Raw genomic sequence first — 21,721 nt, 5'->3', positions numbered from 1 at the left:
TTTTACTATACGTTTTTATTGTTATATCTTCTATCCGTCTGATGTAAAATCAACGTAAATTTTCCCGTTGCGAAGACTGCCGCTGGGAGGATGAGATCATTAAGATGAAAATGTGCGGCATTAACGTCATTTCCACATATATTTTCTGGATCCATCATGAAGAAGAGGAGGGCGTGTTTGATTTTTCCGGCAGAAAAAACCTGCGGAAGTTTATAGAACTCTGTCAAAAACACAATATCTATGTCATTCTGCGCATCGGGCCGTTCGACCACGGCGAAGTACGGAACGGCGGGCTCCCTGACTGGCTCTACGGAAAATCATTTGAAGTCCGTAAGCTGAACGATGGATTTCTGTACTATGTAAAAAGGCTGTATACAGAGATTGCAGGGCAGGTACAGGGACTTCTCTACAAAGACGGCGAGGCTTATATGTATGCACTGCGTGATCTGGCGAAGGAATGCGGCATCGTCACCCCCTTCTATGACCTGCACCTACAACTACCGCTTTATTCTCCCCTATAAAAGTATTGACGCCATGGCTAATATCAAGCTGGCGTCCGGCTGCAACTTCCTCGGATATTATATGTTTCAGGGCGGTTCCAATCCGAAGGGAAAACACGGGACTTTTATGAATGAGACGCAGAGTCCGAAAATCTCCTATGACTACCAGGCGGCGCTTGGTGAATTCGGTCAGATCCGCGAATCGTATCAACGGCTAAAATCCGTCCATTCCTTCTGCCGGACTTTTGCAGAAACATTCTGCCATATGCAGACCGTACTTCCGAAAGGGGCGTCGCAGATCGATCCTTCGGACGCGGACACCCTGCGTTTTGCCGTCCGCACAGACGGCCACAGCGGGTATCTCTTCCTGAACAATTTCCAGGATCACATGGAAACAAAAGCAAAAGCAAATGAAACCGTCGTTCTGCATATGACAGGGGAGGACATCACCTTCTCCGGGATAAGTCTGGCTCCTGAAGAAAACTGCATTCTGCCGTTCCATATGGATCTGAACGGCATTGACCTGGTAACCGCAACCACGCAGCCCATTACCGTTCTTTCCGATCAAAAAGAGCCGGTCTTTATATTCCTGAAACCGGAAGGCATGAATCCCGTCTTCCACTTTGAAGATAAGGCTGTCACGGATCAGGGTGACATACATACCAGTGCTGCACAGAAAAAGAAACGGAACTCTTCCGCGTAACAAAACTTCTGGAAACAGACAACACCATATTCGATCTGTGGAAAGCTGATACAAATGCCCGCCAGATACCGGTCCGCATCACTCAGACCGCCCGCACCAAATATGAACTCTCTTTCCCCGATAGATTTATGGACGGTCTCAAAGACGCACTGCTCTGTGTGGACTATACCGGCGATATCGGGTCTGCCTTTATTAACGGAGATATGATCAACGATAATTTCTGCAATCACAGCACCTGGGAGATCGGACTTCGAACCTTCGCCCGGAGATTAATAAATGTAACTGTGAAACCTGTTTATGAAATATATCTATAATCTCTGAACTGCGTCCACGGCCAGTTCTGACCGCTCACACTCATCCGGCGTCAGAGTGATCTGCCAGCAGAGCGGACTTCCCTTCATATGTTCCGCCGCATAACTCAGTCCATTTGTCCGTTCATCCAGGAACGGCCGGTCTATCTGACCCGGATCTCCAAGGAGGATGATCTTCGTATCTTTTCCTGCCCGGGTAATAATTCCTTTTACCTGGGCAGGCGTCATGTTCTGCGCTTCATCTATGATCAGATAAGTCTTTACGATAGATCTTCCTCGGATAAAATTCATAGCTTCTGCCTGAATAATCCCCCGTTCAAAGATTTCTTCTATTTTCCCGGACAGTTCCGCCTCGCTGCTGTACCTTTCCTTTTCATCGGAATCTACCAGTTGTTCCAGATTATCGATCACCGGGCGCAAGAGAGGGGAAATCTTCTCCTGCTCATTGCCCGGCAGAAAACCTATTTCCGAATCAAACTGCGCGTTTGGCCGGCAGATCAGAATCCTCCGGTACTCCCCGGTATAGTGGTTCAACATTTTCTCCAGTCCTACAGCCAGAGAATAAAAAGTCTTGCTGGTCCCGGCAATCCCCTTGATGATCACCAGCGGCGCCTTTTCCGCTGGCTGCATCAACGCTTCCTGGATAAAATACTGCCCGGCGTTTCTTGGCTTCACCCCGTAAGGCGTACTTTTCCTGTAATCCAGCTTCCGGATCATCCCTTTCTCCACTCTTCCAAGCTGGGTCTTTTTATGGGACTGATCAGCCTTCAAAATTACAAACTCATTTTCAAACAGTTCCGGCGTCCATGCTTTCCCGTCTTCATCCATGCAATAAGCCAGTTCTGTGCCGATCCCTTTTTTCTTAAAGTCCTTAAATGCTTCTTCCGGCACATACACCTGAATCCTGCCCTGATACTGCGTCTCATGCTCTCCCACTTGTTCTGTGGTAAAATCTTCTGCCCGGATTCCCAGGATCTGCGCCTTGATGCGAAGCAGGATATCCTTTGTCACAAGAGTGACCTGCTCTTCTCTGGACTGTGACAGTCCTTTACAGACTTTTAAAATCCGGTTGTCCGATTTATAATCGGGAAGATCTGGCGGCAGTTCCACATCCAGGTAATTCTTCTCTACTTTCAGGATGCCCTCATTTTCCATCCTGATCCCGTCCAGCAGATTCCCTTTTGCACGCATCTGCTCCAGAAAACGGATCGCCCGGCGCACATTAACTCCCCGCTCTCCCTCGTCTTTCTTCAGATTATCTAACTCCTCCAGAACCACCAGCGGAAGTATCACTTCATTTTCCTCAAAACAGGCCGGTGCATATGGCGCCTGGATCAGGACGTTGGTATCAAGCACATAGATTTTTCCCATTCAGATTTCCTTCCCGTAGTTATTTTTTTGAATCTTACTATTTTTACTATACGTTTTTATTGTTATATCTTCTATCCGCCTAATGTAAAACCAACGTAAAAAGAGGGCACCTGCACAATCATCAGGCGGATGATTGTGCGATGCCCTCTTTCTGTGTGCTCCAATTATTTCTTTGACTATTTAGTGAAAAGCTTATCCATGATAAAACAGATTATTCAGTAAATAAGATTTACCACATCGGCAGATACCGGTAATTACCTTGATCAAACCTCTCTGCAAAAGATTTTTGCAACATGTTGCATTTTTCTATTTCAAAATTATATTATATGCTTTGACAGCAATTATTATCCCGTATTGTAAACATCTTATTTATCAAAGTGAACTCACAGTCCTCTTGTATTTAAGCCGATTCTACTATGCGTTGAGTGACTAATTTGCTGTTTGGTGATACAATAACCTCAACCAGGAGAAGTGTTATTTCTTTTGTTGTGTTTTGCCTTTGTGATAGGCGGACCTGTTCCAACATAATTCATTATAAGAGAAATGTTATAGAAAAGAAACCGGACGCTTTTACTGTGTTAAATTGTAAAAAATACAGTCATCAGGCCGTGTACCTAATGACTGTATATCCATAATTGTCAATTTATATTTGATGAAGAAGAATCCAGTTCAGAAGTTCTTTTGTCTCGATTTCGCCTGCCGCAACCTGGAGAATGATATCAGAAAGCTCTTCCTGTGAATGTTGCAACTCCACACCGTTAAGTGCAAGGAACACCAGCATAGCGTGTGCGCCAATCCGCTTATTTCCGTCTACAAACGGATGATTTTTAACAAGTCCAAAACATAGTCTTGCTGCTTTCTGTTGTAGAGACGGATATACATCCTCCCCGCCAAACGTCTGAAACGGAGTATTTAATGCGGACTCCAACAGCCCCTCATCTCGAAGGCCTGATGCTCCGCCCGTCTCTTTTATGAGTTGTTTATGAATCATAATAACCTGTGCTTTGGATAATCGGATCATTTAGCAAGCACCTCATAAGCCTGACGGTTCTTTTCAATCAAACGTCTGGAAATATCCATGACATCCTCATCCGATGCCATCTGCTCTTCCTCTGCTAATGAAAATTCCACTATCATATAACGCGGCACATTATTCTTTAATATCACAACCGAACCCTTTTCATCTACAAGCCGGGCCACTTTGGAGAAATTCTGGTTTGCTTCTGTAATAGAAATCAAATTATTTGTATCAACGATCATATCAATCCCTCTTTTCATAATATTCTAATTGCATTATATGCAAAAAATAGGATAAATACAACCTATTTTTTAAATTTTCCAATATCTTTCAACATGGCATTTGACTAATCATCCTAATCGTCCAAATAGAAGTCGTCTAAAACATATGTAGTGACAGGCGTAATGAAAAGTTCATACTTAATCACTAATCTGATCAGATCGTTTCCGTCAATCAACGTGATCGGCGTGCCTTCTCTAGCGGCCTCCCGCGCTTTATTGGTAAATCTGCTGTTTGTAATAAAAACGCCGTAGTCTGCCTGAAACTTATTCATTGCCCCAAGGAACTGATTGATCTCCGGTTCACTTACCGGATTTGTATTATATCTCTTGCATTGGATCACTACTCTAGTGGTTCTGAAATCCTCTTCATCCACATGATATCCATATCCGTCAATACCGCCATCATTAAAGATCTGAATACCTTTGTTGGTAAACTGGACTCCCATTTTGGTGAGCAGTGCTCTGGAAAACTGCTCGAACTTTGCCGGTGACATACTAGCAATCGCACTTTGCAGTCTCACTTTGAAGTCATCTACAATTCCATCTTCTGTCGAAACTTCCTCTTCGTCTTCCGCCGCCGGATTTTCATGTACGGGATTTTTACTTTTGTTTTTAGCAGCCTGTTCTGTCCAATACTCTTTGGCTTTATCATGCACTTCAACTGCCGCATCGAAAGAATCGAGAATAATACCTGCCCCTTTTTGTGTAAGAGTAATCTTCGGATTATACTTTACATAAGAGATAATCCCAACATAACTCAATTCTTTGATTGCAAAATTGAATTTAAAATCAAATTTTTTATACTGATTTCCGGTTTTCCCAGACGTATACAGTTTCTGTTCAAACTCTGCAATCCTCTCGTCTTTTTCCCCAATCCTGTCTCTGATTTCTGATCGATCCAGCTGACCGCCTGCTTCCTGAAGCACTTCAATAATAGGTTTAATTAAATAAGATATCTGTTCATCGGAATTTAACGTATCAAAATACATATTCTTATCACCTAAATTCACTCTAAAACTTGAATCCTTTCCTGTTTTATTCTATTGTAGCAATATATATGTTTTCATTATCCAGCAATAAGCGAACGGGGCGATTACTCATCTTGTTTACAACATTAATGCTCTCAATAAATGGACGAATAGAATTACTTTGCCGTTCAATAAGGGAACGCATTTGCTTTCCTAATTTATCGCTATTGAGCTTATTTATTTTATTACCAACTACAATAAAAGTCTCATCAACTTGCCCCTTATTAATTACTGGAATCCTCTCAACTACCTTGCCAGCGGATATGGCTGCTTTTGCAATCCCATTGAGTACTGATGTTTCCATAGATGTTTGAGAATATCCCTCAATCTCATTATAGCATTTCGAGTAAAGTTCTCGATATTTAAAAGAATATTTGTCCAACTTGGCAGAAATATCTGCCAAATAATCTGCGGCAAAGTTCTCCAGTAGCATTACCTCTAAAAAAGACGAAAAACCAAGCAGATACAGGGCTAGCTGATAATCCTTGAAATAGTCTTGTATCGACAGCAATTGTTTGCTTACTGTTTGGTCACTGTGTATCAAGGATCTTTTATTCACCATAGAAATAATCTGCTCACGGTAGAAAGCGATTTCCTTTTCAGCTTCCTGTCTAATATCTAGAACTTTCATATAATTGTTGTTCTTATACATCGTATTGTCCCAATTGTACTTGTAATTATTAAGTACATCTGACAGAAAAAACAAATTCCCTTTCAATGCTGCTTTTTCTTTTTGAACAAGGAAACCCATCATCTCCCTCTGCATATCCTGAATAACGTCTAGCTTCTTTTCGATATTTGCCAAAACCGCTGCCATAAAGAGCATCGAGGGATCACAGGCAAGTGGTGTTATTTGCGCCTGCCCACCCCCGACCTTACCAGTAGCAGTCTGTAATGAACCAATAAAGTTTTTTGTTCCGTTCATCTGAAACATTGTCTTTCCGGCTGTATTGACATAGTAAATACCACTTCCTCCAGCCCCACCAGCAATCGTTTGAATTGCTGTGACAAGTGGCTGAAAAGCAGTGCCATATGCAGCAAGCCTTGAAACCGGTATGGGCGTATAATTTGCAATTCCAACTTCTGTTTCTTCAACAAGCGGAAATATAGAAGTATCTTTCATTATTTGAAGAATTTCATTTTCTTTTCTTTCATTATTCAACTTTATAATATTATTCATGCTTCATCCTCTATTTTATAATTGTTATACCATCAATGTTTTATGAGCAAACAAAACCATAAACATACTTAAATTTTATCATGGAACCAATATTTTTCAAAGAGCAAGATCCACCCTGGTAATACCAAAACAGAAAATCTGTTATTTTCATTTCACGGGGCAACGCTCTTGCTGAGGACTCTACTTTCCCATACCTGCATATATCCGGCTTCTGGGAAACATTAAAGAGATCAAACGAGTCAACATATACATTGATCAACAAGCACCATATCTCCACCAAGTGATACAGACCAGTCATTATAAAATTCATTTTACCAGCGAAAAAGCCCTGGCAGTTTTACTGTTAACTGTCAGGGCTTTCTATTTCGTCAATCTCTTTCCACGCTTCCTCTATCGTCTGCACTCTGCCAGCCTCCATATCATGAATGGCATCATCCAGTTTCGTAAGAAGAATATCCATTGCATCATCCAATGTATAAGTTGTTTCATGCGATTTTGTCGCCTGTGCTAATGCCATATCCATCACTCTTTCTTTTTATCTTATCATCAAACCACAAAAATAACCACGCTTTCGTTTTTCAGATACGAAAAAAGCCCGTAAAAACGGGCTTTTCAAGTGACTCCGAGGGGAATCGAACCCCTGATTCCAGCGTGAGAGGCTAGCGTCTTGACCTCTTGACCACGGAGCCATGTCATATCGTACTTGCCTAGTATAGCAGACAAATGCTAATTAGGCAAGTACTTTTTTAAAATTTTTTTATTTTTTCAGGGCCCCGGTTTTCGAACTTTCTACAAGTCTTCTTCCGCCCCGCTTTCTTCCGGCTGATATTCATCCGGATTCGCCATCAGCTCCCGGATATGCTCTTCGGGAACCATGATCTGCAGCTGCTTATTCAGATTTTCGATCACAACTTTGTCGTGGCTTCCTCCATACTCTCCGTCCAGCGTCCAGGAAATCTCTTCCAGGGACTCGAACTCGATCCTGCCGGTCTTGAAGGTATACATATGCTTCGTATCTACCTGTTCGATCAGAAGGGCCGCGATGATCTCCTGCAGGGCGATGGGATTTTTCGGCGTCTTGATGAGCGTCACTTCAAAGAGGCCGTCGTCAAAGACCACCTGCTTTCCTACCATGTTCCGGAAACCGCCTACTGAACGGGAATTCGTCACCATGCCATAGATAAATTCATCTTCGATCACTTCTCCGTCATGGGTGACTTTGATCCGGTAGGAAGGCACGTTAAAGAGCCGCTTTGTCCCCTCCAGCACATAGGCCAGGTGACCCAGCACATTTTTCATTCCCTGCTTTGTCTCATAAGAAACGTCGGTAAAGAGGCCAAAAGCCGCAATGTATACAAAGGTCCCGTCATTGAATCTTCCCACGTCGCAGGGGAATACTGCGCCGTTTACCGCATTGTCGGCTGCGCCCAGAAGATCCTTTGGAATATGAAGGCTGTTGGCAAAATCATTGGTGGTGCCGGTAGGAATATAGCCGATGGGATTTCTCCTGCTCCGCTTCATCATGCCGGTCACTACTTCGTCAATGGTACCGTCTCCTCCGCTGCAGACTACCAGGTCAAAATCTTCCACCGGATATTTCCGCACCTTCTTATATGCGTCGTGGTAGGACTGCGTCGGATAGATCACCACTTCATAACCGGATTTTACAAAAATATCTACAATATCTGAAAGCTTTGGCTTCAACAGTTCCTTTCCTGCCCGCGGATTATAGATAAATAACAAACGCTTCACTTTGGTTCCTCCTTCCCGTGCTGTTTTCTTTATCGTTCAAAAAAGGGCATGTACATGCCCTTCTCTTGCTTATTATGTATTGGTTCAAATGTCATCAGGCCTGAGCTGCCAGGAAATTTTCCACTCCGGATGCCGCAGCCTCTTCATCACTGCCGTCGCTTACAACGGTGATGTTCAGTCCTTTTTCCAGCCTCAGACTCATCATGCCCATAATGCTCTTGGCATTGATCTTCTTGTTATCCACCTCAATATACACCTGGCTGTCATACTGGCTGGCTTCCTGGACCAACAGTGCGATTGGATGATCTTCCTTATCCATATCCTTCTGAATAATCACTGGTCTTCTAATCATAACTACATGCTCCTCCTTACTGTTCCCTTAACTTCTCTGCCATCTCGCTCAGTTTCCTGAGTCTGTGATTGATCCCGGACTTCCCTACCGGGTGCTCAAGGATCGCTCCCAGTTCTTTTAACGGAGCGTCCGGATACTGAAGCCTCGCAAGGGCAGCTTCCCGCAGGCCCTCCGGCAGTTTTTCAAAACCGATCGTATCTCTGATATACACGATATCTTCCTTCTGCTTTACGGCAGCCGAAACGGTTTTGTTGATATTGGCAGTTTCACAGTTCACCTTCCGGTTGACAGAATTGCGCATTTCTTTGAGTATCCGCACATTTTCCAGTTCCATCAGCGCCACATGCGCCTCCATCACATTGAGAACGTCCACGATCTGGGAACCCTCTTTCAGATAGACCACATACGACTTTTTGCGCTTTACGATCTTTGCGTCCAGCGAAAAGCTGTTGATCAGATCTTTCAAGTGTTCCGCCTGCTTTTCTTCTTCACAGACGATCTCAAAATGATACGCCTTACTGGGATCGCTCATGGATCCGGACGCCAGAAATGCACCGCGGATATATGCACGTTTACAGCATACTGCCTGCACAATTGCCTGTCTGACCGCCAGAAGTTCTCTGCCTCCGGCATAGATGTGATAATTACTGCTGCCTGTTACCGCGTTCCTGCGAACGACGATATCCGTTCTTATATTAAATGTTTTTTGCAATAATGTAAAGACTTTTCTTGCGACTGCCAGATTTTCCGTGTGGATATGGAGAGCACATCTTCCATTTTCCCCGGTCCGGAATTCTCCCGTCATCTCCACAAGCGCAGACAGTTCCGCCAGATTACAGTGTCTGGCTTTTGCAAGATGTCCGGCCAGTTCCTCTTTGATTTTTCCAGAAAATGACATGTTCATCCCTACTTTGCTTTCGTCACCGCATCTTTTCCGATATCCCGGTGTTCGATCCGGATCCCGTAATTTTCATGTTTTGAAAGAGCCTGATATAAGGCGTTGGCCAGTGTTACCGACCGGTGCTTGCCTCCTGTACACCCCACAGCGATCACCAGCTGGGTTTTCCCTTCCTGGATATAGTTGGGGATCAGGAACTCCACCATATCTGTCAGCTTCTCAAGAAATGTTACGGCAGTCTTGCTGCTCATCACATAATCCCGCACCTCCGGGTCATTTCCGGTCTTTGGCCGCAGCTGGTCTATATAGTAGGGATTGGGAAGAAAACGGACGTCAAATACCAGGTCCGCGTCAGCCGGAATCCCGTATTTAAACCCAAAAGACATGACGGAGATGTAGAGATTCTTATATTCTTTGTTCTGGACGAATATCTTATTCAGTTCTGTCTTCAGTTCTCTGGTCAGCATGTGGCTGGTATCAATGATATAATCCGCCCGTTCCTTCAGAAACTGAAGTTTCTTTCGTTCCTCCCGGATGCCGTCTTCGATGCGTCCCTGGCTGCCTGACAGTGGATGGAACCGTCTGGTCTCTTTATAACGCTTGATCAGCACGTCGTCCTCAGACTCCAGGTACAGGATCTCGTACTGGATCTTCGCCCCGTCCAGTTCGTCCAGCACCTTGTGAAGCTCGTGAAACGTCTGGCCGCTGCGGATATCCACTCCCAGAGCCGCCTTGCTGATCTCTGTGCCGGACGCCTTCCACAGATCCGCAACCTTCGGGATCAGCGGGACCGGCAGATTGTCTACACAAAAATATCCTACGTCCTCCAACATCTTAAGGGCGGTACTTTTCCCCGCCCCCGACATTCCTGTAATGATCACAAGTCTCATTCTCAGAATTCTCCCAGTTTTTTCACTTCCGGTTCTAATGTTACACCAAATTTATCCTTTACGATTGCCGACACCTGTTTCATCAGGCTGTCAATGTCCGCAGCCGTGGCATGCTCTTTGTTGATCACAAACCCGCAGTGCTTTTCCGACACCTGGGCGCCGCCCACCTGATATCCGGCAAGGCCGCTGTCCTGGATCAGTTTTCCGGCAAAGTACCCTTCCGGTCTCTTAAAGGTACTGCCCGCGCTGGGATATTCCAGCGGCTGCTTCGTGGTCCGCCGGGTCCGAAGATCATCCATCACCGCTTTGATCTCTTCCTGCTTTCCGGGCGTAAGTTCGATCTCCGCCTCCAGCGTAATGTATCCTTTTTTGGAAATGATGCTGGTCCGGTAGCCAAGCTCCATCTCCTCTTTTGAGATATCAAAGATCTCGCCGTCGCCGGAAAGTACCGTCACCTTCCGGAGCACGTCTTTCATCTCGCCGCCATAGGCTCCTGCGTTCATTACACTTGCGCCGCCGATCGTTCCCGGTATTCCCGCCGCGAATTCGAATCCCGTCAGGCTGTTCTCATAGGCTCTGGCCGCGATGGCCGACAGCAGGGCTCCCGCCTGCGCCTTAAGCACATTTCCTTCCACGCGGATCTGACTCATATTCCGGTAGATCTGCAGGATCACGCCCCGGTATCCCTGATCGGACACCAGAAGATTGCTGCCGTTTCCGATCACATAAAAAGGCACCTCTTCTTTTTTGCACAGCCGGACCAGTTCCTGCACTTCCTCCGGTGATTCCGGCATCAGGAAATAATCCGCCGGACCGCCCACCCGGAACGTGGTATGCATTTTCATCGGCTCGTCGGTCCTGATCCTCTCTTCCGGCAGGATCTCTGCCAGTTTTTCGTAAAACTTCTGATTCATAAAACACCCCGGTCTATTTCTTCATTTCAAGGACAATCATACACTAAAACCCCGGTAAATTCAATGTTAAAAAATTTACAGGCTGGTAGACTCCATATCCAGACGGGTGATAATATCCTCCTGGATCGCCGGAGACAGATCCAGGAAATTGACAAATGTCCCGTGGATCCGCATGATATAGACCCCGCTGGGCGCATATTTCTTTGGTTCTTTCAATACCTTCCGGAGCATATCCGGCGTGGTGACATTGACATACAGATAAAAGGGCTGGATGCCCGGATTGCAGGGATTATAGAACAATGGATTGATGATCTTATCCCGGAATTCCACGCCCTTTCCTTCCAGGGTATCTGCCCGGAAATATCCCGGATTGATGCCAAAATGAGAAGCATATCCGCCGTTCATCTTCTCATAAGGAAGCTTCATGCCGGAAAGCACCCGGAATCCCAGTCCGGAATGTGCTTCACCGTACAGCGGGTCCACGCCGTAACCCAGCATATCTCTGGACTTGCGTCCGTCTGGCGTCGCCCCCACCCAGTAGCCGTACAGAAGGTGGGTGGACGGTGTAGAAAAATCAGGCCGGAAGGGATTGCCCAGATAATTTTTCTTGGAAGCCACAATGTCTGCCACTCGATTGGCGATCTCCTGCGCCTCCAGATCCACCTGTGCCTCATTATTTCCAAATTTTTTGCAGTTCATCAGATACTCATGCATCTGCGGGTCCTTATCAAAATTGGTCCGGAGCGCTTCCGCCAGCCGGTCCGCATCCTGGGGACGTTCTTTTAGCAGTGTGTCAATGGCGATAAAGGAATCTGCCACCACGGACAGGCCGTGGATCAGGCAGCCGCTGCCGTTATAGCGGGTTCCCTGCTTTCTGGTGTCCCTGACGTCGATGCCGGAGTCTGCGCCGCCCATCATCGTAGACAAGAAGGGTACCTGCAGGATTCCGATGGCTTCCGAAGCCGCATTGGCGGACCGTACCATCCGGTCTGCATATTCATCCACATTCTGATAGAAGATCTGCCGGATGTTCTGCAGCACTTCCAGTTTACTGTGGCAGCCGTTCTCTTCATCCGTCTTTCCCAGCTTCTTTCCGGTAACAGTGGACACGCCTCCGCTGATGCACAGTTCCAGGATCTTGCCCAGGTTCAGCCAGCTGTTGGTGGTATTGCCGTTATCCTTTCCCATGATCAGCGGCTCCTGGCAGCCTGCCACTGAATAATCCGCAAGATCCCCGGTCTCCACGCCGTGTGCCTCAAGGATCGGGAAGAGGCTGTCGTCATTAAAGAGGGACGGGGTCAGGCATCCCGGAGTAAAGAAGAACCTTCCCAGACTCTCATACAGTTCTTTGGGTGTATTCTTATGCAGCTTGACCGACAAAATAGGCTGGGGCAGGTTCATGTCATAATAGGCATCCAGAAGCGCATAGGAGGTAAGATTGGTCAGATCCTCTCCCTCCACATTCCTGCCGCCGATCAGCAGGTTCTGGGAAATGGCCCAGCTTCTGTCCGCCACGTTGAAAAAGACCAGCAGGTGCTTAAAGAGGGCTGCCGCCACTTCCCGGCTCATATTGGTCTTTGCCCGGTAGGGCTCAAAGATCCTGTCCGCATTTCCCACGGAAAAGGCAAAGGGATTGGGCGTCTGTTCCAGACACATGGTCTGCCAGATCAGGATAAACGACTGGATCGCCTCGAAAAGATTCGACGCTCCGTGCGCCGGCACTTTCTCCAGCGTCTCTTTCATCAGGCGGTACCGCTCTTTTGCCTCTCCTTCGCTGTTCTTCTCCTTCTCTTCTGCCAGAGCGCGGTAACGGTCCGCAAGAATGTCCAGGGCGTCCAGGGCAATCTTCATCGCCTCAAAGTAATCCTTTCTGTCGTCTTCGCAGGCCGCCTGGTTTTTCTCAATCCCTGCCCGCACGCCTGCCGTGCCTTCCGCAAGCAGCGGCCGCACGTCCGGGATCAGATGCCCGGTTACCTGCTCGATGAAATAAATCGCCTCACTGGTATCCTCTCCCGCCAGGTCGTAGGCATGGCGGAGCGCATCGGCAAACCTGGTATGATTATTATATTCACGCAGATCCTCGATCCGTTCTTTCGTAAGATCGCCGATCGGATCAATGTCTCCAAATACTGCCACCGGATCACAGTAGCCGGAAAAAGAATCCACTGTAAATGCCGGATTGATCAGCGCATAGGATCTGGCAAAGGAATCGTCCTGTGTTCCCGCAAACACATGATAATCCCCGATGGAAAGCGGGATGCGCTTCATCACTTCCACCTGCGTCTTAGCGATCCGGATGCAGTCCGGATCTTTTTCAAATCTCTGGTCGCACTCTCTCTGGATCTCTTTTGCCAGGAACCATCCCTCCAGATGGTTTAAACTTCTCTCTTCCTGAAACCGTTCCTTTGCAAGTTCCGTAATCTTATCTGCATTCCATACTGCTTTGATCTCCATTTTTTTGCAGCTCCTTTCTTTCTCCTCTGATTCTGGTCAGCCTTTGTATCAACTCTTTTTATAAGTAAGTCCTCTTCCGCGGATCTTTTCCTGAAAATCCTTCATCTGCTCCACAGTTACATGTGCCTTTTCATCCATGGCATAGGTCCATCCGCACTCTTCCCATTTCTTCCTGCCGTATTCGTGATACTTCAATAACTCAAAGGTCACATTGGGGCCGGAAAGTTCCTCGTAGAGATCCAGGAAATGTGCCACATCCTCTTCACTGTCATTGACGCCGCCGATAAGAGGCGTCCGGATATCCACCCTGGGATGCTTTGCAGCCGCTTCTTTTAGATTCGCATATACCACAGAAAACGGGACGCCGGTGTATTTCCGGTGCTGCTCTGCGTCCCAGTGCTTACAGTCCATGATCAGCTGATCGATGCAGGGGAAGAGTTCCGGCAGTCTCCTGTGGGTGCCGTTGGTCTCTACAGCCGTGTGGATCCCGGCTTTCTGAAGCTCTGTCAGCACTTCTTTGAGGGCCTCAAACTGGCAGGTGGCTTCCCCGCCGCTAAAGGTTACGCCGCCCCCGTCAAAAAACATGGGGACACAGCTTACCGCCTCCCTTAAAATCTCTTCTGTCTCGTATACTTTACAGGAAAGCCTGGGAGACTTCCCCGCTTCCCGGATCATGGCCCCCTCCATCGGCATCCCCTCCGGATTGGCGCACCAGGGACAGGTCATATTGCAGCCCTGGAGATGATAGACCAGCCGGTTTCCCTGGCCGTCCTGGGAATAATTAAATCCTTTTTGAAATAGTTTTAAAGTCATGATATCCCCCATTTTCTATCTTTAATGGTATTATACCATATGACCATTCAATGTCAATAAGTTCTGTTGACATTTTTTCTGATCCGGAGATACAATAAAGATAATGTATTCGACGAGGAGGTTACTTATGGAAACAAAGGAAATGCTGCAGTATATCGACCACACGCTTCTGAAACCTGTCTGTACCTGGGACGAGATCGAAGCACTGTGTAAAGAGGCCCTCTCTTACCACACTGCCTCGGTCTGCATTCCTCCTTCTTATGTCAAAAGAGCAAGGGAAGCTTTTGGACCGGAACTTCCCATCTGTACTGTCATCGGCTTTCCTCTTGGCTACAATCCTGCAGAGGTCAAAGTCTGCGAAGCCCGGACCGCTCTCCGGGACGGGGCGGACGAACTGGACATGGTGATCAACCTGGGAGATGTGAAAAACCGGGATTTTGAAAAAGTGTACGAGGAGATCCGCGCCCTCAGAGAAACCGCAGGCAGCCGGATCTTAAAGGTGATCGTGGAGACCTGCTATCTGACCAGAGACGAAAAAATCCGGCTCTGTGAGATCGTCACAAAAGCCGGAGCTGACTATATAAAAACTTCCACCGGTTTTGGCACAGCCGGCGCCACGATGGAAGACATTTTATTATTCAAAGAGCACATCGGCTCTTCGGTCAAGATCAAAGCCGCAGGGGGAATCCGCACCCGGGAAGACTTAGAAGCCTTTATCCAGGCGGGATGCAGCCGGATCGGCACCAGTTCCGCAGTGAAACTACTGTGCTCTTCTGCGGAATAAATATACGATCCCGCCGGCCAGGCCGACGATCAGACCCATATAGATGGCGGCACACATCAGCTTTGTCAGGCAAAGCGAGACAGCGGTTCCTGTGATCAGGCAGAACGCCAGCCCTGCCAGAAGTGTGCCTGCCGTCCAGCAGACGATATTCACCGCAAGAAATACTGCTTCCACATCTTCATTTCTGCAAAATTTTTGTGTCAGTTCCCATAATTCTCTCATGTTCTTTCCCTCCCCGGAATCAGACAGGTTCCTCTTTTTCCTTTTCTGAGGATAGTATAGTCCAGGAGTGTTAAGCCCATATAAAGATTCCCTTTAAAATTATGTTAAATCTTCCTTTGCAGCGCACGTCAGGAAGGCAGCTTTACGATCACCGCCGGGTATCCGGCCCGTTTTACTCTCTGCTCCATCGCCGCGGCTTCATCCAGATTCCGGTAATCGCCGATCTGCACCAGATAGAACGGACCAGAGTCATCGATATAAGCCGGAATGTCATACTCCATCAGTTCTTCCATCAGCCGCTGGGCATAGGTCCGGTTCCGGTAGGCGCCCGCCTGCACCCGGTAATGAGGGCCGCCCTGCAAGGTTCCGGCAGTTCCTCCGCCCAGTTCCCCTTCATACTCCAGCGTATCCAGGATCCCTTCAGCGATGGCTTCCGCAATATCCCGCATATTTTCATCCAACAGCTGATTATCTGTATCGGAATTGATAAATCCCACTTCCACCAGCACTGCCGGCATTTTCGTCCGCCGGAGCACCGCAAGATTGGGCCTTGCCTGCACGCCCCGGTTCACGAATCCCACGGCTTCCAGCTGTTCGTTGATGTCCTGGGCCATCTCATACTTCACCCCGGAGAGATCGTAGACCAGACTCTCCACTCCGGACGGTCCTTTTTCATCCGGGGTAGAATTTCTGTGAATGGAAACAAAGTAATCCACTCCTGCCGCATTGGCTTCCATCGCCTTCTCCACCGGCGTCTCATAGATATCTGTGGTCCTGGTATATTCCACATCCACCCCTCTGTCCTGCAGGATCTCTCCCACCATCAGCGTAAGCCTGAGTGTATCGTCCTTCTCCTGGCGGCCTGCGGATACGGCGCCCGGATCTTTTCCGCCGTGTCCGGCATCCAGCATGATTGAATATGGCATAAAAATACCCCTTTCCCTACGTTCTATCTTAACGTATGCGAAAAAGGGGTATTGTGTGCATTCTTTTTCCCGGAACTTATCCGATCTTTTCAATCTGGATCTGCGGGTACAGCTGTTCCATATCTTCCAAGACAAAGAAACCGGTCTCTTCCCGGAGTGCGGCTGCCGCGGAAATGGCGCTGGCTTTGCGAAGGGTTTCTTCCAGCCCTGCTCCCTCGGCAAATCCCAGGGCAAATCCTGCGATCATGGAATCTCCGCATCCCACGGTGTTGACTGCCTGGATCTTTGGAACGGTCGCCCGGAACACGCCTTCTTTTCCCACAGCAAGGGACCCGTCCGCGCCCAGAGATACCGCAACCACCTCGACACCTTTTTCATGCACTGCTTTTGCCGCCTCAATGATGTCTTCCATGTGGTCGCAGCGTTTACCGGTCAGCATCCGGATCTCGTCAATGTTGGGTTTGATCATCGTGGGGCAGGCCTCGATACCCATGGTCAGAAGTTTCCCGCTGGTGTCCAGGATCACCGGCTTACCGGCGTCTTTTACGATCTTTACCAGGCGCTGATATGCCGTTCCGTCCAGGCCTTTGGGCACGCTGCCGGACATGGTCACTACGTCCGCCTGTTCCACCAGCCCCCGGAATTTTTCGGCAAAGGCCTGAAATTCTTCTTCTGTCACGGTAAAGCCCGGTTCCAGAAATTCGGTCTGCCTCTGGTTTTTTTCGTCCCAGATATTGATGCAGGAACGGCTTTCCGCCTCCAGATGATAGAAATCTCCTGTGACATGATAGGCCTTTAAGGATTCTTCGATGTAATTACCCGCATGACCGCCCACGAATCCCGTAGCCACAACTTCCGCCCCGGCGACTGCCGCCGGCTTGGATACATTCAGCCCTTTTCCTCCCGGCACATAGGCGCATTCCTTTACCCGGTTGACTTCTCCTTCCCGGAACTCTTCCACCACGTACCGCTTATCGATCGCTGCATTTAATGTTACGGTCAGTATCATAACAGCCTCCTACTCTTCGTTCATCAACAGGATCTTGCCCTGTACAAGCCCCGGTGTTTTATACATCTGAAATGCTTCCTGGGCCTGGCTCATGGGCATTTTCTTAAAAATGAATCCCGGATCGAATTTGAGCTGTCCTGTGGCAAAATAATGGGCCGTCAGCTTCCACTCTTTGCCCGGGAACGGCGCGCTGTAGGACATCCAGGAACCGGTCAGATAGAATTCCTTGCGGTTCATCTTCTCCCACAGGGCCGGTGTAAATGTCGCGTCTGCATGGGGTGTTCCGATGCAGCACACATGCGCTTTGTTGGCAGCCACTTCGAATGCCATTTTCAGTGTGGGCACCTGTCCTGCTGTCTCGAATACATAATCATATCCTTTGCCTTCTGTGATGGCCATGGCCTTTTCCATATAATTTTCCTCTGTGGTATTGATCACCTCGTCAGCGCCCAGTCGTTTTGCCAGTTCCAGACGTTCCTCGCTGATATCAAATACCACAACCTTTTTGGAGCCGAAGATTTTGGTCCACTGCATGGTAAACATGCCGATGGTGCCGCCGCCGAGAACTGCCACGTAGCCGCCGCCCTGGTACTGGTTCTGGTATACGCCGTGAAGGGCCACGGTGGAAGGCTCGAACATAGCCGCCTGCTCATAGGAAATGCTGGGATCATAGACCACCGCATTCTGCTCCGGGATCACGACATAGTCCGCGTTACTTCCCTGCTGTCTGGAACCGATAAAGCTGTAGTGCTTGCACAGGGAAAAATTTCCCTTCTGGCAGTCGTCACATTTCATACAGGGAACCAGAGGCGCGCCGGACACATGGTCGCCCACTTTGATGGTGGTCACTCCTTCTCCTACCTCTACCACATCGCCGGAAAACTCATGTCCCAGTACGATCGGATAAAAATGTACGCCGTTATGCAGGACTCTGGGGATGTCGGACCCACAGATACCGGAGGCTTTTACCTTAACCTTTACAGTGCCGGGTGTGACCTGCGGCTCTTCATAATCCATATAACGTACGTCTTCATTTGCGCATACAACTGCTGCTTTCATTTCTTATCTGCTCCTTTCCGCCATAATATCTTTCAGATGGTCATATAATTTTAAATACGTTTCATAATTCCGGTCATAGACTTCCCGATGGGCCGGATCTGGTTTGTGGGACCGTTTGATCTCCACGGTTTTGTCCACTGCCTCTTCAAAACTCTTGTACATGCCGATGCCTACGCCTGCCAGGATCACCGCTCCCAGAGTCGTAGCCGTATCGGATGACGGCACCAGGATCTCTTTGCCGGTCACGTCCGCCTTGATCTGGGTCCAGAGAAGGGAGTTCGCCGATCCTCCCATGGCTCTGAGCACACTGACTTCTGCGCCGGCCTCTTTTGCCACTTCCAGGTTGTGGCGAAGAGACAGGGCTACGCCTTCCATGGCCGCTCGGATGAAATGTCCCTTGGTCTTGCTGAAATCCAGCCCGTAAAATACGCCTTTGGCGTTGGGGTCCCAGATCGGGGACCGCTCGCCGGACATATAAGGAAGAAATACCACGCCGTCGCTTCCTGCCGGTACTTTTCCTGCCAGATCGTTGAACTGATCCAGGGAACTCTTTCCAAGTTCTGCCTTCCGGCTTCTTTCATAATCCCCAAACTGCTGCTCCATCCAGCGCATAACGCCGCCTCCGCCTACAGTGCCGCCCTGCAGGATCCACTGTCCGGCGGCCGCGTGATAGCTTAAGATCAGTCTGGGATCCGCCTTATATTCATCGATGCAGATGCTCATGCCGCCGGCCTGTCCGCCCTGCTCCTGGGTCTCGCCCGGATGCACCACTCCGGCTCCCAGGGTGCCGCAGGCTGCGTCCAGCGCTCCTGCCGCCACCGGAATACCCGAGATCAGGCCGCATTCCGCAGCCGCACGGTCTGTTACCGTTCCTATGATCGCGTGGCTCGGGTAAATGTCCGGAAGGAGATCTTCCCGGATGCCAAACTCCCTGCACATCTCAAGATCCCACACACCTTTTCGCATGTCAAAGCAGTGGAGACCGTAACCCTGGCTTAATTCCTGGGTCATTTCCCCTGTCAGCTTATAGGCGATATAACTGTTGGACTGCAGGATTTTATCTGTATGTTCATAGACTTCCGGCAGATTTCTCTGATACCAGAGGATCTTGGGCGTCGTGTAAGTTGCCTTAAACGGATTGCCGCAGACCTGGAAGATCCGGTCTTCTCCGATCCTTGCGCCTACTTCCTCGCAGATATCCGCCGCGCGGGTATCCATCCAGATCGGGGTATTGGCAAGGACATTTCCCTCTTTATCCACCGGTATGGCCGACCAGCTCTGCCCGTCGATGCCGATGCCCGCAATATCTTCCGGGCGGATGCCGCTTGCTTCCAGCATCTCTTTGATGGCGCGGCAGACAGCCGCCCACCACTCCTCCGGGTTCTGCTCCGCCCATCCCTGCCTGGGATAGTAGACCGGATAGTCCCCGCTTCCAGAGGCAAGCACGTGTCCGTTTTCATCGAAAACAGCCGTTTTGCAGGCGCTGGTCCCGATATCGATACCTAACAAATATTGTTTCATAAACTTCCCACTCTTTCTGTCGTGTTGCCTTATATTACCTGGCTTTGCCTTTGAAGGTTTTCCTTATCTGGCTTTACCTTCGCAGCCCAGGACTTTCATGCGGCCTTTTACCAGTTCTTTGACTGCCTCCATGCCCACAACGCCAAATTTCTTCGGGTCAAATGTCTCCGGCTTCTCTTCCAGCAGCTTTTTGCCTGCGTCTGTATAGGCAGCCCGGAGTTCTGTCGCAAAATTTACCTTGCACATGCCTCTCTGCACGCATTCTTTTACATCTTCGTCGCTTAATCCGGATGCGCCGTGAAGTACCAGCGGTACGGAGACTACCGCTTTGATCTCAGAAACTCTCTCTTTATCCAGGACCGGTGTGGTCTTGTAGAAACCGTGAGCAGTTCCGATCGCCACGGCCAGAGAGGTCACGCCTGTACGCTCTACGAATTCTTTTGCTTCCTGCGGATCGGTGTTGGTGTCTGCCTCAGCTTCCAGGTCATCTTCCTTTCCGCCTACTTTTCCAAGTTCTGCCTCTACCGGGATACCCATAGCATTTGCCATGTCGGCCACCTTCTTCGTCACTGCCACATTTCCCTCGAAATCCTCGTGGGATCCGTCGATCATAACAGAAGTGTAGCCTGCCCGCAGAGCCTGTGCCGCCAGTTCAAAGCTGCTGCCGTGATCCAGATGGAGACATACGGGAACGCTTGCCTTCTTTGCCTCTGCGGCAACGATAGCGTAATAGGTCTCAAGCGTGCCATATTTCACCGTAGACGGTGTGGTCTGGAGCATGACCGGAGCCTGCATCTCCTCTGCCGCAGCGATCACTGCCTTTACCATCTCCATGTTCTCCACATTGAATGCGCCTACTGCGTAACCGCCCTTCTGGGCATCCTCCAGCATCTGTTTTGAAGTTACCAATGCCATTTCTTTGTCCTCCTGTTTTTCTTGTTTTTTATTTTCTTGTTTTATTTACTTTTCCCGTCTTCTTTCCCCGGGTAAACGCACTCGATCCGAAGCCGTTCAAACTCCCGGAGCCACTCTCTGGAAGGCTCCCGGTCCGTTACCACCTTTGTCAGCTCCGTCCAGTCCGCTACTTTGGCAAATGCCATCTTGTCAAATTTGGAATTATCCGCCACCAGGATCCGCTCCTTGGCCGCGCCAAGCATCAGCCGCTTGCTGCAGGCGTCCTGCTCGTCCGAATCCATCATACCTGTGGCCATATTGGCGGCCTTGCAGGATATGATCGCCTTGTCCACATGGTAGGAACTGATCATCCGGTTCGTATTGGGCCCCACCAGTGCAAACGAACGCTCCCGCGACACGCCTCCGGTGGAGATCACATTCCACTCTGGCACGTCAAACAATTCCACAATAATCTCCACGGAATTCGTGATCACCGTCAGCTTCTTCTTGCTCTTCAGCCTTCTGGCCACATAAACCGCCGTGGAACTTGCGTCCAGCATCAGCGCCTCGCCGTCCCTCACCAGATCCGCGATCAGATCCGCCATCCGCTGCTTCTCCACCACCATCTGGTTCTTGCGGATATTAAACGGCAGATCAAAAATACTGTGCTCATTCAACACTGCCCCGCCGTAGCTTTTGATCACCAGGCCGTCATTCTCCAGCTTCTCCAGATCCCGACGGATCGTTTCCTCCGACACCTGATACGTACGGCTCAGCTCACTGACCACAACCCGCTTCTCCTTCTGCAGCTTTTCCAGAATATGATTGCGCCTCTCTATGG

23 protein-coding genes and 1 tRNA gene are annotated in these 21,721 nt (G+C 48.9%); 3 read left to right on the top strand and 21 right to left on the bottom strand.

The features are described from left to right. The first annotated feature begins 104 nt into the window (after nucleotides 1–104). Nucleotides 105–521: a beta-galactosidase gene (locus H6A13_RS13335; RefSeq protein WP_243424781.1), complete on the top strand. Its 417-nt coding sequence runs from the start codon at nucleotides 105–107 to the stop codon at nucleotides 519–521. A 13-nt stretch (nucleotides 522–534) separates the two neighbouring features. Further along, a complete protein-coding gene (locus tag H6A13_RS13330; RefSeq protein ID WP_243424780.1) occupies nucleotides 535–1,203 on the top strand; it encodes a beta-galactosidase in 669 nt (222 codons plus the stop codon). A 308-nt stretch (nucleotides 1,204–1,511) separates the two neighbouring features. On the opposite strand, the gene H6A13_RS10150 is transcribed toward H6A13_RS13330, so the two are convergent. From H6A13_RS10150 to H6A13_RS10085, 14 genes are all read right to left on the bottom strand, one after another. After that, nucleotides 1,512–2,885 carry a PhoH family protein gene (locus H6A13_RS10150; protein ID WP_204909476.1) on the bottom strand — a complete coding sequence of 458 codons (1,374 nt, stop codon included), beginning with the start codon at nucleotides 2,883–2,885 and terminating at the stop codon, nucleotides 1,512–1,514. A gap of 643 nt (nucleotides 2,886–3,528) precedes the next feature. Beyond that, nucleotides 3,529–3,906 carry a type II toxin-antitoxin system death-on-curing family toxin gene (locus H6A13_RS10145; protein ID WP_204909475.1) on the bottom strand — a complete coding sequence of 126 codons (378 nt, stop codon included), beginning with the start codon at nucleotides 3,904–3,906 and terminating at the stop codon, nucleotides 3,529–3,531. After that, nucleotides 3,903–4,145 (bottom strand): type II toxin-antitoxin system Phd/YefM family antitoxin, encoded by a 243-nt coding sequence (locus tag H6A13_RS10140; protein WP_204905148.1) that lies wholly within the window; start codon nucleotides 4,143–4,145, stop codon nucleotides 3,903–3,905. Before H6A13_RS10140 ends, H6A13_RS10145 begins: the two co-directional genes overlap by 4 nt. A 113-nt stretch (nucleotides 4,146–4,258) precedes the next feature. Continuing rightward, nucleotides 4,259–5,173, bottom strand: coding sequence for a restriction endonuclease (locus H6A13_RS10135; protein WP_204909474.1), 915 nt, complete (start codon nucleotides 5,171–5,173; stop codon nucleotides 4,259–4,261). A 46-nt stretch (nucleotides 5,174–5,219) separates the two neighbouring features. Continuing rightward, on the bottom strand, nucleotides 5,220–6,392 hold the full coding sequence (locus tag H6A13_RS10130; RefSeq protein WP_204909473.1) for a hypothetical protein: 1,173 nt from the start codon (nucleotides 6,390–6,392) through the stop codon (nucleotides 5,220–5,222). A 343-nt stretch (nucleotides 6,393–6,735) separates the two neighbouring features. Continuing rightward, nucleotides 6,736–6,909 carry a hypothetical protein gene (locus tag H6A13_RS10125; protein ID WP_204909472.1) on the bottom strand — a complete coding sequence of 58 codons (174 nt, stop codon included), beginning with the start codon at nucleotides 6,907–6,909 and terminating at the stop codon, nucleotides 6,736–6,738. 100 nt (nucleotides 6,910–7,009) lie between these two features. Further along, nucleotides 7,010–7,081 (bottom strand) — tRNA-Glu (locus tag H6A13_RS10120). 100 nt (nucleotides 7,082–7,181) lie between these two features. Beyond that, nucleotides 7,182–8,144, bottom strand: coding sequence for a YegS/Rv2252/BmrU family lipid kinase (locus H6A13_RS10115; RefSeq protein ID WP_204909471.1), 963 nt, complete (start codon nucleotides 8,142–8,144; stop codon nucleotides 7,182–7,184). A 94-nt stretch (nucleotides 8,145–8,238) separates the two neighbouring features. Further along, on the bottom strand, nucleotides 8,239–8,496 hold the full coding sequence (locus H6A13_RS10110) for an HPr family phosphocarrier protein (RefSeq protein ID WP_204909470.1): 258 nt from the start codon (nucleotides 8,494–8,496) through the stop codon (nucleotides 8,239–8,241). A gap of 16 nt (nucleotides 8,497–8,512) precedes the next feature. Next, nucleotides 8,513–9,394 (bottom strand): DNA-binding protein WhiA, encoded by an 882-nt coding sequence (gene whiA, locus H6A13_RS10105; RefSeq protein ID WP_204909469.1) that lies wholly within the window; start codon nucleotides 9,392–9,394, stop codon nucleotides 8,513–8,515. Nucleotides 9,395–9,402: 8 nt separating this feature from the next. Continuing rightward, a complete protein-coding gene (gene rapZ, locus H6A13_RS10100; protein ID WP_204909468.1) occupies nucleotides 9,403–10,284 on the bottom strand; it encodes an RNase adapter RapZ in 882 nt (293 codons plus the stop codon). Between the two features lie 2 nt (nucleotides 10,285–10,286). Beyond that, nucleotides 10,287–11,198, bottom strand: coding sequence for a UDP-N-acetylmuramate dehydrogenase (gene murB, locus H6A13_RS10095; RefSeq protein ID WP_204909467.1), 912 nt, complete (start codon nucleotides 11,196–11,198; stop codon nucleotides 10,287–10,289). Between the two features lie 75 nt (nucleotides 11,199–11,273). After that, the gene (locus tag H6A13_RS10090) at nucleotides 11,274–13,652 is read right to left on the bottom strand and encodes a pyruvate formate lyase family protein (RefSeq protein WP_204909466.1); all 2,379 of its coding nucleotides are present in this window, start codon (nucleotides 13,650–13,652) and stop codon (nucleotides 11,274–11,276) included. Nucleotides 13,653–13,700: 48 nt separating this feature from the next. After that, on the bottom strand, nucleotides 13,701–14,465 hold the full coding sequence (locus tag H6A13_RS10085; protein ID WP_204909465.1) for a radical SAM protein: 765 nt from the start codon (nucleotides 14,463–14,465) through the stop codon (nucleotides 13,701–13,703). A gap of 127 nt (nucleotides 14,466–14,592) precedes the next feature. Between H6A13_RS10085 and deoC the strand changes: the two genes are divergently transcribed. Beyond that, on the top strand, nucleotides 14,593–15,249 hold the full coding sequence (deoC, locus tag H6A13_RS10080; RefSeq protein WP_204909464.1) for a deoxyribose-phosphate aldolase: 657 nt from the start codon (nucleotides 14,593–14,595) through the stop codon (nucleotides 15,247–15,249). Here the strand turns inward: deoC and H6A13_RS10075 are convergent. The 7 genes from H6A13_RS10075 to H6A13_RS10045 form a co-directional block, all read right to left on the bottom strand. Continuing rightward, complete coding sequence (locus H6A13_RS10075) at nucleotides 15,226–15,471, bottom strand: hypothetical protein (protein WP_204909463.1); 246 nt, start codon at nucleotides 15,469–15,471, stop codon at nucleotides 15,226–15,228. The genes deoC and H6A13_RS10075 overlap by 24 nt on opposite strands. A gap of 128 nt (nucleotides 15,472–15,599) precedes the next feature. Continuing rightward, a complete protein-coding gene (locus H6A13_RS10070; RefSeq protein ID WP_204909462.1) occupies nucleotides 15,600–16,397 on the bottom strand; it encodes an N-acetylmuramoyl-L-alanine amidase in 798 nt (265 codons plus the stop codon). 76 nt (nucleotides 16,398–16,473) lie between these two features. Further along, entirely contained in the window at nucleotides 16,474–17,406 is a 933-nt protein-coding gene (gene pfkB, locus H6A13_RS10065) for a 1-phosphofructokinase (RefSeq protein ID WP_204909461.1), read from the bottom strand. A gap of 9 nt (nucleotides 17,407–17,415) precedes the next feature. After that, nucleotides 17,416–18,465, bottom strand: a complete 1,050-nt coding sequence (locus H6A13_RS10060) for a galactitol-1-phosphate 5-dehydrogenase (RefSeq protein ID WP_204909460.1) — start codon at nucleotides 18,463–18,465, stop codon at nucleotides 17,416–17,418. A 3-nt stretch (nucleotides 18,466–18,468) separates the two neighbouring features. Beyond that, on the bottom strand, nucleotides 18,469–19,986 hold the full coding sequence (gene xylB, locus H6A13_RS10055) for a xylulokinase (RefSeq protein WP_204909459.1): 1,518 nt from the start codon (nucleotides 19,984–19,986) through the stop codon (nucleotides 18,469–18,471). Nucleotides 19,987–20,049: 63 nt separating this feature from the next. Continuing rightward, nucleotides 20,050–20,901, bottom strand: coding sequence for a class II fructose-bisphosphate aldolase (locus tag H6A13_RS10050; RefSeq protein ID WP_204909458.1), 852 nt, complete (start codon nucleotides 20,899–20,901; stop codon nucleotides 20,050–20,052). A 41-nt stretch (nucleotides 20,902–20,942) separates the two neighbouring features. Then, nucleotides 20,943–21,721: DeoR/GlpR family DNA-binding transcription regulator (locus tag H6A13_RS10045; protein ID WP_204909457.1), on the bottom strand; the 779-nt coding region annotated here is incomplete at its 5' end.

This window comes from Mordavella massiliensis, from assembly GCF_016902415.1.
In the GTDB taxonomy this organism is placed as follows: Bacteria; Bacillota; Clostridia; order Lachnospirales; family Lachnospiraceae; genus Merdimonas; species Merdimonas faecigallinarum.
The sequence above is the reverse complement of the archived record's forward strand: the minus strand, read 5'-3'. Positions and strand labels throughout refer to the sequence as shown.